Genomic DNA, 18,284 nt, shown 5'->3' on the forward strand with positions numbered 1-18,284 from the left:
ATGAAAATATTACTCATCCTAGCTCTTATTTTTGGTGTTGTTCTTGGACAAGATAGACCAAAAATAGCACTTGTACTTAGTGGTGGTGGAGCTAGAGGTGGAGCACATGTTGGTGTTTTAAAAGTTTTAGAAGAGAATAAGATACCGGTAGATATCATTGTTGGAACAAGTATGGGCTCATTTGTTGGTGGACTCTATGCATCTGGCAGATCAGCTGATGATATAGAGCAGATGCTGGTATCTAGTGATTGGAAAAACTACATTAGAACAGACTTTGACCGTGCTGACACTCCAATGAGAGTTAAAGAAGTTGAATATATATATCAAGGTAGACTTGGACTCGGTATAGACTCGAAAAACAGTATAGTTCTGCCTACTGGTGTATTAAAAAGACAACCTCTGCTTTTAAAGTTTATGGCTGAAACACAACATGCTCAAAATATCATAGATTTTGATGACTTGGCAATTCCTTTTCGTGCAGTGGCGACTAATATAGCCAATGGTGACCCTGTTGTCTTAAAGTCAGGATCTCTTGCAAAAGCAATCTACGCTTCTAGCTCTATTCCAGGTGGACTTCAGCCAATAAATATAGATGGCATAGACCTTGTAGATGGTGGAGTTAGTGATAACTTACCTGTGCAGTTAGCTAAAGATATGGGTGCAGATATCATCATAGCTGTAGATGTTAGTGAAAACTTTGATGAAAAAATAGATGTTAATTCTTACTTCGTTGTTTTAGGACAGATGGTAAATATACTCATGAGAAAAAATGCCAATGAATCAATTCTAAAACTTAGTGATAAAGATATCTTACTTACTCCTGATTTAACAGACTTTTCAGGGCTTGATGCCGATAAATATGCTTCTATCATACAAAAGGGCGCTGATGTTACTCGAAATGCGTATGATTCTAAGCTAAAGCATCTATCTATAAGTAATGCAGATTATGAGGAGTATAAAAAGAAGTATAGAGTTTTAAAAGAGTTTAGCGCACCTATCATTGACGCAATTGAAATAGATAATCCAACATACATTAGCAATGAGTCAATTCTCAGAAGAATTAAAATCAAGGTTGGGGATAGATTAGATGAAAATGTATTAAGAGCAAATCTTATGCATATTTATAATATGACAATCTTTGATAGCGTTGAGTATACTCTTAAAAAAGTTGAGGGAAAAAATATACTTGTTATCACTACTACACCTAGTTGGAATAATCATGGTGAAATGAGGTTTGCTATAGGCGTAGAAGATGATTTTAAAGGGCATTCGTCTTACTCATTAAAAGCTGGATACACTATGTTTGGCTTAAACAGCTATGGTGGAGAGTGGAAGAATGATATTGAAATAGGAAGACGTCAACGTGCATATACTGAGATCTTTCAGCCATTGGATACAATGCAGAGATACTATCTAAGACCATCTCTTGTTTATGATAATGTTATTGAATTTGTTCCTTATGGCAGTGGTACTGTAGAGCTTGAGACTAAAAGATATGGAACTTCACTTGGCATTGGCGCACATGTAACAACAGACTATGAGTTTGAAGTAGGCGCTGGTGCTTTTAAAGATTCACTAGAAGTTTCTATCGTTAGTGGTTCTTATGCAAAATACCAAGCTAGACCTATTTATGCTTCTTTTTTAGTGGATAATCTAGATAATCTGAATTTCCCAAACACTGGTCTAAAGTCTATGCTAAAATGGACAAAGGAAATGAAAGAGTTAGGTAGTGATTATGAGCATGAGAAAATCTATTTTGACATAGAAAAACCTATCACTTTTAACAGTCACAATATTACTACTTATCTGCAATTTGGTACAACTTACAATAACAACAATGATAAGAGCACTCTTAACTTAAATGACAAGTTTATTCTTGGCGGACTCTTTAATATGTCTGCCTATAAACCATACTCAATAGTTGGAAATCATATGGCACTAGGAGTTGTAAAGTATAGATATCAGTTAAAAGATGGAGGATTTTTTGGGACACTGGATGCCCCATTATATACAGGATTTAGTTTAGAAATAGGAGACGCGTGGGATGATGGTATTCATAGGAATATCAATGATCTTAAAAAGTCGGTTAGTGTTTATGTAGCAGCAGACACTTTTTTAGGGCCATTTTATTTGGCCTACGCATCTTCAGAAGATGGCGAAAACTCATTTTATTTATATTTAGGAGAAAAATTTTAATGAAAACAACTTTAATTATTGGTGCAGGCGGTGTTAGCCGCGTAGTAGTGCATAAATGTGTACAAAACGTAGATGTATTTGGAAAAATAGTACTGGCAAGCAGAAGTATTGGTAGATGTGAAGTTATCAAAAGTGATTTACCAGATGCTGATATTGAGATAACAACAGTAGATGCTGATGTAACTGATGAAGTGATAAAGCTGATTAAATCATGTAATGCAGATATCGTTATAAATGTTGCTCTTCCATACCAAGACTTAACGATTATGGATGCTTGTATTGCTACAAAGACACCGTATTTAGATACTGCGAACTATGAGCATCCTGATGAAGCAAAGTTTGAATACAAGCTTCAGTGGGAGAGAGATGCTAAGTTCAAAGAAGCTGGAATTATGGGACTTCTTGGAAGTGGTTTTGACCCGGGTGCTACAAATGTATTTTGTGCGTATGCACAAAAACACTACTTTGATGAAATTCATACAATTGACATTTTGGATTGTAATGCCGGTGATCACGGTTACGCATTTGCAACAAACTTTAACCCTGAGATCAATCTCCGTGAAGTATCTGCAAAAGGTCGTTACTGGGAAAATGGTGTATGGATAGAAACTGAGCCAATGGAGATTATGCAAGTTTGGGATTACCCAGAAGTAGGGCCTAAAGACTCATACCTTCTTTACCATGAAGAGATGGAATCACTTGTAAAACACATCAAAGGTCTAAAGCGTATTAGATTTTTTATGACATTTGGTCAGAGTTACCTGACTCACATGAAGTGTTTAGAAAATGTTGGAATGCTAGGGATTGAACCGGTTGAACACAAGGGAATGAAAATTATTCCAATGGAGTTTTTAAAGACTCTTCTTCCAGACCCAGCATCTCTAGGACCTAGAACTACTGGTAAAACAAATATCGGAATTGTTGCTGAGGGTATCAAAGACGGTGTTAAAAAGAAAATCTACATCTACCAAGTAAAAGACCATGAAGATTGTTACGCAGAGACTAACTCACAAGGTGTTTCTTACTCTACAGGTGTCCCTGCAATGATAGGTGCTAAACTTATGTTACAAGGTAAGTGGAGTGGTACTGGCGTGTTTAACATGGAACAAATGGATCCAGATGCATTTATGGATGAGATGAATACTCAAGGTCTTCCTTGGGAGATAAAAGAGCTAGAAGTATAAGATGAACTTCAAGGCCATAGTGCAGAGAGTAGAATCACTTCCTCCACTCTCAAATGCTACTGTTTTTGTTCAACAGCTATATAAAGAAGGTGCAGAGAATGTTGATATCATAAAATTGGTTCGCATTATTGAATCAGACGCATTGCTGACATTAAATATTTTAAAAATGATAAATGCACCGATTTACGGATTTTCTCGAAAGATAGCATCTGTAGCTCAGGCTGTTACGCTCTTTGGCACAGAGATAATCTATGGTCTTGTGATGAACTACTCAATTATGGAAGCTTTAAAAGCAAATACATCTTCTTATGGCGTAACAAGTGCTGAGTTTAATGATGTTTGTCATCTTCAAAGTGCTTTGATGCTTCAGTGGTACTCAAAAGTAGACCTTAGACATTCTCAGTTCTTAGCTCCGTTAGCACTTGTTATGGAAGCTGGAAAACTGATACTTGTTCGTGAGATTGAAGCTAGTGACTATGTAAAAGATTTTAAAAATGGTCTTAAAGAGTGCAGTAGTATAGAAGTGTATGAACACTCTATGTTTGATACTACCTCATACTACATTACAGCTCTGCTGTTTGAGCACTGGAACCTTGAACCATTATATGTAGATATGTTAAAAGGGCTTGACTTTGACAATAATGAAGGCTTTAAAATGGAATACTACATAAATACTCTTCATGTAGTTAGAACGGCGGTTAATGTTAAAGAAGTACTAACAGATGCATCTATAGAGAAAGCATGTTTGTTGGTTGAAGATATGGACTTAGATAGTGATTATTTTAGACATGTCGCAAAAAGAATAAGAGCAGCTTATGAAAAATTTTGAAAATATTAAAACACCTTGTTATATATGTGAAGAAGAACTTTTAGAAAAAAATCTCAAACTGTTGGATCATGTACAAAAAGAGAGTGGGGCTAAGATAATACTTGCTCTTAAGGGTTTTGCTATGTGGAGTACATTTCCACAAGTTAAAGAGTATCTGCATGGTTGTACAGCGAGTGGGCTTCATGAAGCAAAACTCGCTTTCGAGAAGTTCGGCAAAGAAGTTCATACTTACTCTCCTGCATACAAAGATGAAGATATTGATGAGATTGCACAAATCTCTGATCATGTAGTTTTTAATTCACCAAGCCAGCTATTTAAATATAGCGATAGAGTGAAAAAAATCAATCCAGATGTTAGCATCTCGCTTAGAATAAACCCTGAACAATCAGCATCTCCAAAAGATATATACAATCCTTGTGGCATCTATAGCCGTTTAGGAACTACTCTCGCGAACTTCGATGAAGAAGTCTTAAAGCATATAAACGGACTTAACTTTCATGCTCTTTGTGAACAGGGTGCAGATGAGTTAGAAGATGTTTTAGTTGCTTTTGAGGAGAAGTTTTCTAAGTATTTTAAGGGTCTTAAATACATTAACTTTGGTGGTGGGCACCATATAACTAAAAAGGGTTATGATGTTGAGAAGCTAATAAAAATAATAAAAGATTTTAAATCAAAATACAATGTTGAAGTCTATCTTGAACCTGGTGAAGCTATAGGCTGGGAAACTGGAGTCTTAGTCAGCTCAGTTTTAGATATAGTTCATAACGGTATGGATATTGCCATCTTAGATACTTCAGCAGAAGCACATATGCCCGATACTCTAGCTATGCCTTATCGTGCAGATGTAAGAGACTCTGGTGAAGCGCTTGAGAAAGAATTTACTTACAGATTTGGCGGAAATACATGTCTAGCAGGTGATATTATGGGAGATTATTCCTTTGATAAAGTCTTAAAAATTGGAGATAAAGTTATATTTGAAGACCAGATTCACTATACTTTTGTTAAAAATACTACATTCAATGGAATAAAACTTCCATCCTTAGCTATATATAGAAAAGATGGAACTTTAGAGGTAGTAAAAGAATTTGGTTATGAAGACTATAGAAATAGGCTTTCATGATACTAAATAACTAAATAGCTACTAAACTCTGGTATGATAGGTTTATGATAATGCATAATAATATTTGGAAAGTCTTTTACTTAATGCTTTTGGGAGCTTTACTGCTCCTCATAGCACTTTTATATCTTAGTTATACTAATGTAAAAGACAGACATCTTACATCAGCTGAACATCATACAGAAATTATCTCACGTTCAGTTAATGCAGATTTTTTACAAGAAGATATTATCTTAGGTATAGTTGGAGAACAACTTTTTAAAGATGAAAACTACAAAAATGAAAAAAAAACAAAAGAGATATTAGATACTTTATTGAAACAAAATCAATACTTAGTAAGTTTCGGTCTTGCAGATGTAAATGGAAATATTCTTATCTCAAACTCACAAGTAAAACTCAAGCATAAAAAAAACCTCCTAACAGATAAAATAACAAGTTATGACTTTAAAAGATCTCTTACTAGCAATAATATGGTTGTTGCAAGAACATACTACTTTAAAACCATAAAAGAGTGGATAATCCCTTTACGAAAAGCAATTAGAGATAAAAATGGAAATGTAATAGGTGTTGTAATAGCCGGTATAAAAAACAATAAAAACAGCAATTATCTTGATGGTCTAAAGTTGTCAAAAGATAATGTAGTTCTTATTATAAAAGACTTTGATGATGAAAATAATGTCTATAGACTTTATAGTGGCGGAGGAAGTAATGTCTCAAATGAAACATTATATGACTTCCCGATAGCAAGTGATGTTGCTGCTCTAGTAAATAAAAGAGTTAAAGAAAAATATAAATATTCCTTAAATGAACTAAGAACAAATGGACAAACTGTTAGTATTTATATGACAGACGGTTTTAAAGAAGAAAAAATCGCTGGTCTAAAATATGATGAAAAATACAACCTATGGATTTCAGTTGAAGGCAATGCCTCTGAAGTGTGGCATGAGTTTTTAAATATTTTATTGGCTCATGTGATTATGTTTACTCTTAGTTTTATAGTGTTTTTTCTATTGTTTAGAAATATTGCCACCTCTGAAGAGAGAAAAAATAGAGAACTTATTTATCAAGTACAGCATGACACTTTAACGGGTTTGCCAAATAGAACATATATGTATGAAAATATAAAAAAATACAAAACAAAACATAGAGAAATATATCACGTTCTTTATATTGATTTAGATAATTTTAAAAATATTAATGACAAGTTTGGACATACTGTTGGAGACAAAATTTTAGTTGAAGTCGCTCATAGACTCAACTCTTTTTTTGATGAAGAAGATATGCTTATTCGTCAAGGTGGTGATGAGTTTATAGTTTTAAGAGAGTGTATTGATGAAACTAAAATAGAAGAAAATTTAGAAACTTTAATAACTTTAATATCTAAAGTTTATCATGTTGATAGTAAAGAATTTAGAATTGGTGCTAGTGTCGGAATAGCTCAGTATCCAGTAGATGCTCTAACAATTGAAGAGTTGTTAAGTCTTGCAGATACTGCAATGTATGAAGCAAAAAAACGTAAAAATTCATACTGTCTATTTTCAGAAAAAATGCGTCACAATAATATTGTAAAAAGTGACATAGAATATGAACTTCGCGGGGCGATAGAAAACAACGAACTATGGATGGCTTATCAGCCACAAATAAATGCAGATGGAACTCTTTACGGGGTTGAAGCACTCATAAGATGGGAAAATAAAAAGCTTGGTTTTGTAGGGCCTGATAAGTTTATATCAATTGCTGAAGAGACAGGACTTATGCGGGAGTTGGGTGATTTTATAATCTCAACCTCATTAAGAGAGATAGAAAAGATTCAAACAAAACTGGACATGAGATTTTACCTCTCAATAAATATTTCTGTTGTTCAACTCATAGAAGCAGATTTTTTAGCCAACCTTTTAAGAGAAGTTGAAAATGCAAAATTTGATAGAGCTTCACTAACTTTAGAGATTACAGAGAGTCTCTCAATAGAGAGTTTAGATGATGTACTTCCTCTTCTTTATGAGATACAAGAACATAATATTAAGATATCGTTAGATGACTTTGGTACGGGATACTCTTCACTTAGTATGTTAAGAGAATTACCTATTAATGAACTTAAAATTGATAAAAGCTTTATAGATAAGATTTTATATGATGAAAATGAAAAAGCACTGGTTCAAAGTATTATTAATATAGGAAAAAACTTTAATATGAAGACTCTAGCTGAAGGTGTAGAAAGTAATGATCAGGTTAAAGTATTAAAAGCACTTAATTGTGATATATTTCAAGGTTATTATTATTCTAAACCACTCTCTAAAGAGAATTTAATTGAATTTTTAAAAAAGGAAAAAATATGATAGAAGATAAACAAAGATGGAATGAGAAGTATCTGGAAAAGCCAAAGCAGGAAAATGTTTCGGCTCTTGTAGAAAAATACATAAATCATGCAAATGTTGGTCATGCAATAGATTTAGCATGTGGAACAGGTAGGAATACTCATTTTTTAGCTTTAAAAGGTTTTGAAGTAGATGCTGTAGATATTTCAGATGTAGCATTAAAAGAGGTTAAAAAAACTTCATCAATAAATAAGATAGATGCTGACTTGGACAAGTACAACATAGCTCCAAATAAGTATGATCTTATAGTAAATGTGAACTACTTAAACCGCCGTTTAGTTTCTCAAATGAAAGAAGCACTAAAACCAGGTGGAGTAGTGATATTTGAAACATTTTTAATTGCTCATGGTGACTTTAAACTGCCTACTATGAACCTTGACTACCTTTTACGCAAAAATGAGCTTCTGCACTATTTTATAGGCTTAGATGTTATCTACTACGAAGAGCGTATAGATACAAACCTCAAAGGTGAGAGAGTTAAAGTTGCATCTATAGTTGCTAAGAAGGCTTAATTACTACAAGCCCTCAAGCAAAATATACCAGAGTCTATCTACTTCTTTATCACTTAAAAAAAGAGATGACTTGTTTTGGAAAAGTTCTACAAGGGCTTCTCTGTTCATACTAAGTGTGTGAGAGCATGCTTTGTGTGTAGGTAAAAATGCTCGTACTAATGATATTTCCTTCTCTTCTATAGGAAGTGAACATAAGAAACAGTTCAGCTCTTTATGAAGTCTACCTTCATTCTCCAGTAGTCTTACATATGACTCAATAGCTACTCTTTTTGGATTTTGCTTATTCCACTGTTGTGAGGCATGGTCTAAAAGTTCAAAGTAAAAATCATCAAGTTCTTGGGCATCTATCAGGTGTTTGTAAAAGAGAGATAAAAAGTCTTGCCAAAGCCTTAGAAGCTTATGGTCATTTATCCATTTAAAACCTATATGTACTACATCTTTTAGTCTTCCTATCGTTGACTTTGCACTATCTTCTATCTCATAGTCTATCTTAAAGCCTATATTTATAGTTCCATGTCTTGCTCCATAGAATCTATAAAGAGTCTCTAAGCTGCCCTTTGATATTATAGTTACTATTAAATCTTCATCTTTTACTTTATTAAGATTGATGATATAACCTTGCATCTTTTGCTTCTTTTATACACATATTTGAAATTTATTTTAAAAATCTTCCTGATATTATACTTCTTTAAACCTTTAAATAGTACAATTCATGACTTTGTCTCTAAATAGACTAAGTTTCTTTAAAAAGAGATTAAATTTATATAAATTTAGTAGCGAATTTACAAATTTGGGAGTGATTATGACAAAACATCATGATTTATTAAGATCATTTAAGGATAACTGTGGTTTTGGACTTGTAGCCAATATCAAAAACAGAGCATCTCACAAGGTTCTAAATGATGCAGTAACTGCATTAGAGAGAATGATGCACCGTGGTGCAGTTGCAGCAGATGGTAAAACAGGTGACGGTAGTGGTCTATTACTATCTATGCCAGAAGAGTTTCTTCGTAACGAAGCTTCTAAAAATGGTGTTGAACTACCTAAGCAATTTGCAGTAGCTTCTGTATTTACAAAAAATAGAGATCATTTAAAAATTATAGAAGAGATATGTGCAAATAATGACTTAAAAATAGTTCTTACTCGTGATGTACCGATTGATATAAATGCACTTGGAGATCAAGCTATAGCTTCATTACCTAGCATAGTTCAGTTATTTATTACTCCTAACTCTATTATGGCTACAAATAGATTTGATGCACTTTTATATCTTTCCCGTAAAGAATCAGAGCACAAGCTAGTCGAAGATAGAGACTTCTACATCTCTTCTATGAGTTCAAAGGTTCTTTCATATAAAGGTCTTGTTATGCCTACGCATATTAAAGAGTTTTATAGAGACCTTCAAAGTGAAGACTTCAAAATCTCATTTTCACTTTTCCACCAAAGATTTTCAACTAATACTCTTCCTGAGTGGAGATTGGCTCAGCCGTTTCGTGCAGTAGCGCACAATGGTGAAATCAACTCAGTTGAAGGTAATCGTATAAATGTAGAGATCAAATCTGAGTCTATAAAGAGTGAAGTTTTTACAGATGAAGAGATTCAAAGAATACTTCCTATCTTACAACTCAACTCTTCTGATAGTGCATCTGCGGATAACTTTTTTGAGTTTCTTATCGTTAACGGCATGGATTTTTTCAAAGCTGTTCGTGGTGTTATCCCTTCAGCTTGGCAAAATGCTCCACACATGGATCCTGAACTTCGTGCATTTTATGAGTATCACTCTACTGTATTTGAAGCTTGGGATGGTCCGGCAGCATTCTCTGTAACAGACGGTCGTTATATCGGTTGTGTTCTTGACAGAAATGGTCTTCGCCCTTCAAAATACATCGTTACTAAAGATGATAATCTTCTTATTGCTAGTGAGTATGGTGTTGTGGATATTGCAGAAGAGGACATCAAAGAGAGAGGTCGTCTTCAATCTGGTGAGATGATAGGTCTTGACCTTAAATTTGGAAAACTTCTTAAAAATGAGCAGATTAATGACTATCTAAAGAGTTCAAACCCTTATATGAAGTGGTTAAATGAACACATGATATATCTTCAAGAGCATGTAGAAATTCAATATACTGATAAATGTGACTTTGAGAGAGAAGACTTTATTAAAAGACAGAGATTCTTTAATATTACTCAAGAAGTTGTTGAACAAGTTATTGAGCCGATGATTATGGAAGGTAAAGAAGCTGTTGGTTCAATGGGTGATGATACACCTCTTGCGGCATTTTCAAACAAACAAAGAAATTTTACTGATTATTTCAAGCAAAAATTTGCTCAAGTAACAAACCCACCGATTGATCCAATCCGTGAAAAAGTTGTTATGAGTCTAAATACTGGTTTTGGTGAAGTTCACAATATTCTTAATGAAATTCCAAGTCATGCACATCGTCTTAAATCTATCTCACCTATCATAACTCGTGAGAAATTAGATGTATTAAAATCATTTGGAGATAAAAGCTCACCTCGTTACCAGGCTTTTTATCACAACACAACATTTTCAACTGCATATAAAGGTTCTTTAAAAGAAGCTCTAGATGCTTTAGTAGTTAAAGTTATTGATTCAATTAACAATGAAGGTACTAGAATAATCATCTTAGATGATTATGAGTTTAACCTAAACAACAAAATTATGCCAATGGCTATGGTTGTTGGTCGCATTAATTTTGCACTTCTTAAAGCTAAGATTCGTCATCTTGCATCTATCATCTGTATTACTGGTGAAGTTGTGGATTCTCACAGTGCTGCTGTGCTTATTGGTTATGGTGCAAGTGCTATCTATCCTAACCTTCTTTTCTCAACAGTAATTGAAAAGATTGAAACATCAAAAATGATGACAATGGATTGCAACGAAGGCATCAAAGCGGTACATAGTTCACTAAATGCTGGTCTTCTTAAAATTATGTCTAAAATGGGAATAGCTACTATCGCTTCATATCGTAACGCTGGTCTATTTGACGTTCTTGGTCTTAATGATGAGATAGTTAAAGATTGTTTCGAGAGTTCAAACTCAGAACTTGGTGGTCTTAACTATAATGACATAGATGAAAGAATTTCTAAGTATCACAAAGAAGCATTTGTAGAAGATGGTTTCAAGAAAATCTTTCCACTGAATATTGGTGGTTACTACAAATTCTATAGCGGACAAGAACACCATGACTTTGGTCCTGCAGTTATTCATGCTATACACGCAATGGCTGATAGCGGTAAAACTGAAGATTATAATAAACTAAGAGATTTAGTAAATAAAAGAGGCTTGAAGTTTATTCGTGATTTCTTTGATCTTAAATCAGATAGAAAAGCTATTGATATTTCTGAGGTAGAGCCAAAAGAGAAAATCTTTAAAAGATTTGCATCTGCTGCTATGAGTCTTGGTTCAATATCTCCTGAGGCACATGAGACTATTGCAATTGCGATGAATAGAATCGGTTCTCAGTCAAATTCAGGAGAGGGTGGAGAAGATGTTGCACGTTTTGGTACTGAGCGCAATTCTAAAATCAAACAAGTTGCATCTGGAAGATTTGGTGTAACTCCTGCTTATCTTCGTTCTGCTGAAGAGATTCAGATTAAAGTTGCCCAAGGTGCAAAACCTGGTGAGGGTGGTCAACTTTCAGGTCATAAAGTTTCACCACTTATTGGTAAACTTCGTCACACAGTTCCAGGTGTTACACTTATTTCACCTCCTCCACACCATGATATTTACTCTATTGAGGATTTATCACAGCTTATTTTTGACATCAAGCAGGTTAATCCTAAGTCAAGAGTAGCCGTTAAACTGGTTTCAACTCTGGGTGTTGGTACTATTGCAGCTGGTGTTGCAAAAGCATACGCTGATAAAATCATCATCTCTGGTGGTGACGGTGGTACAGGTGCTGCTCCACTTACTTCTATTAAATTTGCTGGTAACCCTTGGGAAATAGGTCTTAGTGAAGCTCACAATGCTCTTAAAGCAAATAACCTTCGTGGTCTTGTTGAACTTCAAACAGACGGTGGTCTTAAATCAGGTTTAGATGTTGTCAAAGCTGCACTTTTGGGTGCTGAGTCTTACGCATTTGGTACTGGTGTTCTTACTATTGTTGGTGTAAAATGCTTCGTATTTGTCACGTAAACAAATGTTCTGTCGGTATTGCAACTCAAAATGAGAAACTTCGTCAAGAGTTTTTTAAAGGGCATGTTGATCAAGTTATCAATTACTTTACACTTTTAGCTGAAGATGTTCGTTCTATTATGGCTGAACTTGGATATGCAACTATGGAAGAGATGATAGGTCGTGTAGATCTACTTAAAGTTTCAAATGATCCTTTTGCTCAGAAATTTGACTTTTCTTCTATTCTTCATGAAGAAGAGGGAGTAAACACTCATCAGCAAAAATTCAATCATCCGTTTGATGATAATGCATTTGAACATGGTGTTTTAAAAGAAGCTATGAGTGCAATCAAGCATCCAGAACATCCAATTCGTATTACTAGAGATATAAAAAATATTCACAGAAGTTTCGGTGCATTAGTTTCCGGTGAAATTGCTCAGTACTATGGGGATGCAGGTTTAAAAGCTGACACTATTAAAATCAAACTGCGCGGTATTGCGGGTCAAGCATTTGGTGCATTCTTAATTCCTGGTGTATCAATTTACCTAAATGGTGTAGCGAATGATTACATCGGTAAAGGTATGCATGGTGGTAAAATCATCATTACTTCTGAAAATGAGGGTGAAGAGTTTAGTGCAGGTGGTAACACTTGTCTATATGGTGCTACTGGCGGTAAGCTTTATATCACTGGCTCGGTTGGTGAGAGATTTGCTGTTCGTAACTCTGGTGCTTTAGCTATCGTTGAAGGTTCTGGAGATAATGCTTGTGAGTATATGACTGGTGGTGTTGTAGTTATCATTGGCCGTACAGGTATCAACTTCGGTGCCGGTATGACTGGTGGAGTTAGTTTTGTTTATGATGAAGATCACAGCTTTGTTGAAAATGTTAATCGTGAGCTGGTTGAAGCTATACGTATTGATACTGATGAGGGTGCAGATGCTAGACACTTACTTAAAAAATTACTAAGTGATTATGTAGTTGAGACACAAAGTGCAAAAGCCAAAGAGTTACTTGATAACTTTAGAGTAGAGGTAAGAAACTTCTGGTTGGTAAAACCTAAAAACTTAACCAAACTACCTCTTAACCTAGAGAATGGAGACTAATTATGAAAGAATATTTAACAACTGAAAGAATAGACCCTGCTAAGAGATTAGTAGTTGAGAGAACAAAAGATTTTGGTGAGATTTATGAGGTTTTTGACCGTAGTGATGCAGCTACTCAGAGTGATAGATGTATCCAATGTGGTGACCCATTTTGTTTAAATAAATGTCCACTTCATAACTATATCCCTCAATGGTTAAAATCTGTAGCTGAGAAGGACTTGGAGTTTGCATTTAAACTATCAAATGAGCCTTCACCTTTCCCTGAGGTTATGGGTAGAGTTTGCCCACACGACAGACTGTGTGAAGGTGACTGTACTCTAAATGACGGACATGGTGCTATCACTATCGGCTCTATTGAGACTCACATTACTGAAGAGGGATTTAAAGCTGGTTATAAACCTGAATTTCCAGGAATCACTACTAATAAAAGCGTTGCTGTTATAGGTAGTGGTCCTGCCGGTTTATCCGCTGCTACATACCTTCTTCGTTCAGGAATTGCCGTAACTATGTATGAGAGAAGTGACCGTGCAGGTGGACTTCTTACTTATGGTATTCCAAACTTTAAACTTGACAAGAAAATAGTTGAGCGTCGTGTAAAACTACTTGTAGAAGCTGGTCTTAAACTGGTACTAAACTGTGAAGTTGGTAAAAGTATTACTTTTGAAGAAATTGCTGATTCTCACGATGCTATGTTTATAGGTGTTGGTGCTACTAAAGCAAAAAGAGCTTCACTTGCAGGTGAGCAAGCTCATAATGTTTATGATGCAATGGAATACTTAACTGCTATGCAGAGAAAAAACTTCAAACTTCCATACGATAAAAAGTTTGACTTCAGAGACCTGAATGTTGTAGTAATCGGTGGTGGAGATACTGCCATGGATTGTCTAAGAACAGCTAAGCGTGAAGAGGCTAGAAGTGTAAACTGTCTTTACAGAAGAGATGCACTTAATATGCCTGGAAGTAAAAAAGAGTACAAAAATGCTATGGAAGAGGGTGTAGACTTTACGTTTAACGCTTCTCCAAAAGAGATAATTTTAAATGAAGCTTCACATGCGGTAGCTGTGAAAATCATTAAAACTAATCTTGGTGCAAAAGATGAGAGCGGTCGTCAAAGAATGGAAGAGGTTAAAGGAAGTGAGACAAGAGTTAACGCTGATGTAGTTATCATGTCTCTAGGTTTTGACCCTGAAGTTCCATCGTTTTTAGCAGAAAACGGCATTGAGACAAACAGCTGGGGTGGAATCGTTATAAACGAAGAAACTTATGAGACAACTACTTCTGGCATCTACTCTGGTGGTGACTGTTTCAGAGGTGCTGACCTTGTTGTAACAGCAGCACTTGACGGTCGTGAAGCGGCTAGAAGCATCGCTAAGTCTCTACTTAAATAAACTAACTTTTTTTATCTTAGTCCCACTCTTTTGAGTGGGACTTTCCCCTTAATGCACTTCCTATAAATTAACACTTTCAATAAACAACTCTTTTGAATTTTTACTATGTATTTTCTATTTAAAGAAGTTTTTTTAATGTGAGAAGTGGAGTGGGGTATAATTGATGAAATGCATTCCCACTTAGAAAGTGGGAATGAGTGAAAGAATTAAATTATTTTTTGATAACAGGTAGTCTTTCTTTGATACCCTTCTCAGTATAATATTTAATCATTGCTTTATCAGCATCTGCTTGAGTGTCATAACCAGCAGCTTTTAAAGGAATCTTTTCCATTGCTGTTTTAACATTTTCCATATCAGCCATGAGTCCTGGATCAATTGGTTTTACATCAGTTCCACCATAAAGTGCAAGAGTCATATCCATAGATACTAAGTATCTTCTACCATCACCGTACTCAACATAGATAATACGACATGGCATGAAACCACCGTAAAAACGAGAGTGATCTAACATTTTCTTAGCAACACCTAGAGAACAAAACTCACCAATTCTAGCACGTGATACTTGGTTTGGCTTAGGATCTTTGATTCTAAACATTGGTTTTTCACCAACAAATCTCATGTTGTGATCACCAGCTAGTGATTTCATCTCATCGAAGATATCTTCTTCGCTTAAGCTATCATCAGTAATTAACCATTCTTTCATCATGGCTTGAGCCGGATCACCTGTTTCATCAACTACATCCATCATTGCAGCATAAGATTCCTGTGTTTTTTCATCAAAGCCCATAAACTTAACACCTAAGTTCATCGCAGTACAACCGCTCATTGTAAATGCAGCAAATACTGTTGCTACCATCATTACTATTTTTCTTTTCATTTTGTCTCCTAGTTAATGTTATCACTATCTTATCATAATAAATAGTAATATATCAAAAAAAAGAGATATATAAGTGATAGGAATGTAACAAAATTACACTTTATGGATTCTGTATCTATTTTTCTATCTTAGAGCATAATTATTTATCACTCTACTTCAACCCTGTTTCGTCCTTTTCCTTTTGCCATATAAAGTGCAGTATCAGCACGTGCAAAAGCAGAGTCACTGTTAGCATCATCAGATGCTATAGCTGTTAAACCTATGCTGACTGTAAAGTTTATAGAATTTCCATCAATTATTGTTTTTTTATTTGAGACTTCTTCTCGAATCCTATTTGCTAAAACTTTTGCTTCTCTTATATTGGTACTTGGAAGTATCATTGCAAACTCTTCTCCGCCGATTCTTCCTGCAATATCTGATTTACGTAAATTTTTTTTCAAAATATCAGCAAATATTTTTAGTACAACATCTCCCATTAGATGCCCTAAAGTATCATTTATCAGTTTGAATTTATCCAAATCAAACATCAATAAAGAGCTTGTTACTTTTTTATCTCGCTTTATTCTCGCTACTTCTTCTTCTAGTCTGCTTGTAAAATATCTTCTATTATGAAGCTCAGTCAAATAATCTGTTGTAGCTTGTGTTTCAAGCTGCTCTTGTAAATTTTTTTTGGCTGTTATGTCCAAAATATTCCAGATTATATTTGTAGTGTCTTCTGTTATTTTTATTGGTGAACCAAAAAATTCACACCATATATTTTTATTGTCTTTAGTCTTAAGTTTATACTCAAGTTTCATGTAAGAACTATCTTTAGTCTTTGAAAAATTTTCTTTTCTTATCTTATCAGATGTATCATCTGTGTGAAAAATCCTTGAACTCTGTCCAATAAGTTCATCTTTTGAAAAACCTATGATGTCACAAAATTGTTTGTTCACCATATTTATTTTACAATTTTCATCAACAAGTAATATACCAGAAGCATTGTTCTCAAAAATCATCTCAAATCGTTTTTTTGTAAGGGAGAGCTCATCATGAGCAAACTGTCTTTCTAAAAATGATCCAGCCCATCGAGCCAAAAGCTTCATAAACTCATCATCAATTTTGTCATACTCCAACTGTCTTGCACTTGGTGAAGAGAAATTGATAGTGCCATATACTTTAGAGTTTACTTTAACAGGAGCACCTATGTATGATACAAGCTCATAGTCTCTGTGACATGGATGACCAACATATTTTGACTTTGTTACATCTGTAATAGCAAGAACATCATCTAGCTCCAAAGTAGTTTTACAGTATGTTGAACCAAATACAAACTCTTGCCCGTCAAACAGGGTTTCAGGAGGAGAAGCCTGAACATCAACTGTGTAAGTTTCATCTACAATATGACTAACGATTCCAAACTCTAAACCAAAATAATCTTTTCCAATACTCAAAGCTTTTCTTAGTGTTTCTTTAGGACTTATGTCTGATATTGCTGCAATTTCATTTAGTTTATTAAGTACACTATTCTGTCGTTCTATTATTTTTAGTTTATCTTTCAAGAAGCACCTTTTTAATAATGTAAGCGTATTTTTTACTTGTATCTAAATTATATCTCTTTTAAAATTTAAAAGTAATATGATTAGTGATAGCTACAAAACTACAACATCATAAAAGAGACAACTTATAATATATTTGCTAATATAATTCAAACCATTTAAGAGAAATAAAATGAAAATTAATAAATCAAACACTAAAATTATTTTATATATAGGTCTGCTTCTTAGTTTTACCATAAGTAACATCTCTGCAAAAGAGTCCTATATGACAGCTTCAGTTGCTATGGTGGGGATGAGTATGGACTATAGAGAGTATAACAAAGCTGGAGCTATACTAGACAGTGAAGAGTCGCCATACACAGACATAACAGGTGCTGAGATGAGTTTTGGATATGTGTTTGATAAAGATATATCAGCATACTCTTATATAAAGTTAAATCTACTGTTACTAAGTGGTGAGACAAAGTATGTAGGTTCATATCTTGGTAGTGGTCAACCATACGGTAGTGTAGTTTCTAAGACACAAAATACCATATTAGATACAGATGTTTCATTTGTACACACAAATATTTTAAAAAATAACTTCGAGTTTAGTTATGGTTTTGGGCTTGGTTATCGTGAGTGGGAGAGGGCACTTTCAGCATCACAGATAGAAGTATATAAGTGGTACTATTTAAAGCCGATTGTTGGTGTGAGTGTTATGGTTTCAGATAGAGTTAAAGTAGGTGCAAACATAGAATATCAGCATGGTTTTGATACTATTATGACATCATCAAATCCTAAACTTGACTTTACACTTGGCGGGGCAAATATCTGGGAACTTTCTGTTCCAATTTCTTATGTTTACAACAAAAATATGGATATATTTTTTGAAGCAACTTTTTCAAAACAGACCATAATTGAGTCAAATGTAAACAGTGGATATTACGAACCAGACAGCACAGCATATAACAATTATCTAAAATTTGGTGTCGCATTTAAGTTTTAAAGTATAAATACGCTATAATCGCGGATAATTTTCACATAA

The 18,284-nt window shown here is 34.4% G+C and carries 11 protein-coding genes and 1 pseudogene; 9 read left to right on the forward strand and 3 right to left on the reverse strand.

Annotation, left to right across the window (positions count from 1 at the left end; genetic code table 11):
* From SMGD1_RS12870 to SMGD1_RS12895, 6 genes are read left to right on the forward strand one after another with little or no spacing between them, the layout of a single operon-like run.
* Positions 1-2,196: a patatin-like phospholipase family protein gene (locus SMGD1_RS12870; RefSeq protein WP_008337589.1), complete on the forward strand. Its 2,196-nt coding sequence runs from the start codon at positions 1-3 to the stop codon at positions 2,194-2,196.
* Positions 2,196-3,380, forward strand: a complete 1,185-nt coding sequence (locus SMGD1_RS12875; RefSeq protein WP_008337499.1) for a saccharopine dehydrogenase family protein — start codon at positions 2,196-2,198, stop codon at positions 3,378-3,380. The genes SMGD1_RS12870 and SMGD1_RS12875 overlap by 1 nt, the downstream gene beginning before the upstream one ends.
* A 1-nt stretch (position 3,381) precedes the next feature.
* A complete protein-coding gene (locus SMGD1_RS12880; protein ID WP_008337345.1) occupies positions 3,382-4,209 on the forward strand; it encodes an HDOD domain-containing protein in 828 nt (275 codons plus the stop codon).
* Positions 4,196-5,329, forward strand: a complete 1,134-nt coding sequence (gene nspC, locus SMGD1_RS12885; protein WP_008337490.1) for a carboxynorspermidine decarboxylase — start codon at positions 4,196-4,198, stop codon at positions 5,327-5,329. The genes SMGD1_RS12880 and nspC overlap by 14 nt, the downstream gene beginning before the upstream one ends.
* A 50-nt stretch (positions 5,330-5,379) precedes the next feature.
* Positions 5,380-7,662: a bifunctional diguanylate cyclase/phosphodiesterase gene (locus tag SMGD1_RS12890; protein WP_008337523.1), complete on the forward strand. Its 2,283-nt coding sequence runs from the start codon at positions 5,380-5,382 to the stop codon at positions 7,660-7,662.
* Positions 7,659-8,213 carry a class I SAM-dependent methyltransferase gene (locus tag SMGD1_RS12895; RefSeq protein WP_040766603.1) on the forward strand — a complete coding sequence of 185 codons (555 nt, stop codon included), beginning with the start codon at positions 7,659-7,661 and terminating at the stop codon, positions 8,211-8,213. Before SMGD1_RS12890 ends, SMGD1_RS12895 begins: the two co-directional genes overlap by 4 nt.
* A gap of 3 nt (positions 8,214-8,216) precedes the next feature.
* Here the strand turns inward: SMGD1_RS12895 and recO are convergent, their stop codons facing one another.
* Complete coding sequence (gene recO, locus SMGD1_RS12900; protein WP_008337554.1) at positions 8,217-8,837, reverse strand: recombination protein RecO; 621 nt, start codon at positions 8,835-8,837, stop codon at positions 8,217-8,219.
* Between the two features lie 178 nt (positions 8,838-9,015).
* On the opposite strand from recO, the pseudogene gltB reads away from it, so the two are divergent.
* Both gltB and SMGD1_RS12915 read left to right on the forward strand, forming a co-directional pair.
* Positions 9,016-13,454: pseudogene (gltB, locus tag SMGD1_RS12905) on the forward strand (glutamate synthase large subunit).
* A 2-nt stretch (positions 13,455-13,456) separates the two neighbouring features.
* Positions 13,457-14,842, forward strand: a complete 1,386-nt coding sequence (locus SMGD1_RS12915; RefSeq protein WP_008337401.1) for a glutamate synthase subunit beta — start codon at positions 13,457-13,459, stop codon at positions 14,840-14,842.
* 211 nt (positions 14,843-15,053) lie between these two features.
* Here the strand turns inward: SMGD1_RS12915 and SMGD1_RS12920 are convergent, their stop codons facing one another.
* Together SMGD1_RS12920 and SMGD1_RS12925 are read right to left on the reverse strand one after the other, a co-directional pair.
* Positions 15,054-15,719 carry a DUF302 domain-containing protein gene (locus SMGD1_RS12920; RefSeq protein WP_008337502.1) on the reverse strand — a complete coding sequence of 222 codons (666 nt, stop codon included), beginning with the start codon at positions 15,717-15,719 and terminating at the stop codon, positions 15,054-15,056.
* A 146-nt stretch (positions 15,720-15,865) separates the two neighbouring features.
* Positions 15,866-17,260, reverse strand: coding sequence for a sensor domain-containing diguanylate cyclase (locus SMGD1_RS12925; protein WP_008337331.1), 1,395 nt, complete (start codon positions 17,258-17,260; stop codon positions 15,866-15,868).
* Positions 17,261-17,429: 169 nt separating this feature from the next.
* On the opposite strand from SMGD1_RS12925, the gene SMGD1_RS12930 reads away from it, so the two are divergent.
* Positions 17,430-18,245 carry a hypothetical protein gene (locus SMGD1_RS12930; protein WP_008337411.1) on the forward strand — a complete coding sequence of 272 codons (816 nt, stop codon included), beginning with the start codon at positions 17,430-17,432 and terminating at the stop codon, positions 18,243-18,245.
* The last annotated feature ends 39 nt before the right edge of the window (positions 18,246-18,284 follow it).

This window comes from Sulfurimonas gotlandica GD1, from assembly GCF_000242915.1.
Taxonomy (GTDB): Bacteria; Campylobacterota; Campylobacteria; order Campylobacterales; family Sulfurimonadaceae; genus Sulfurimonas; species Sulfurimonas gotlandica.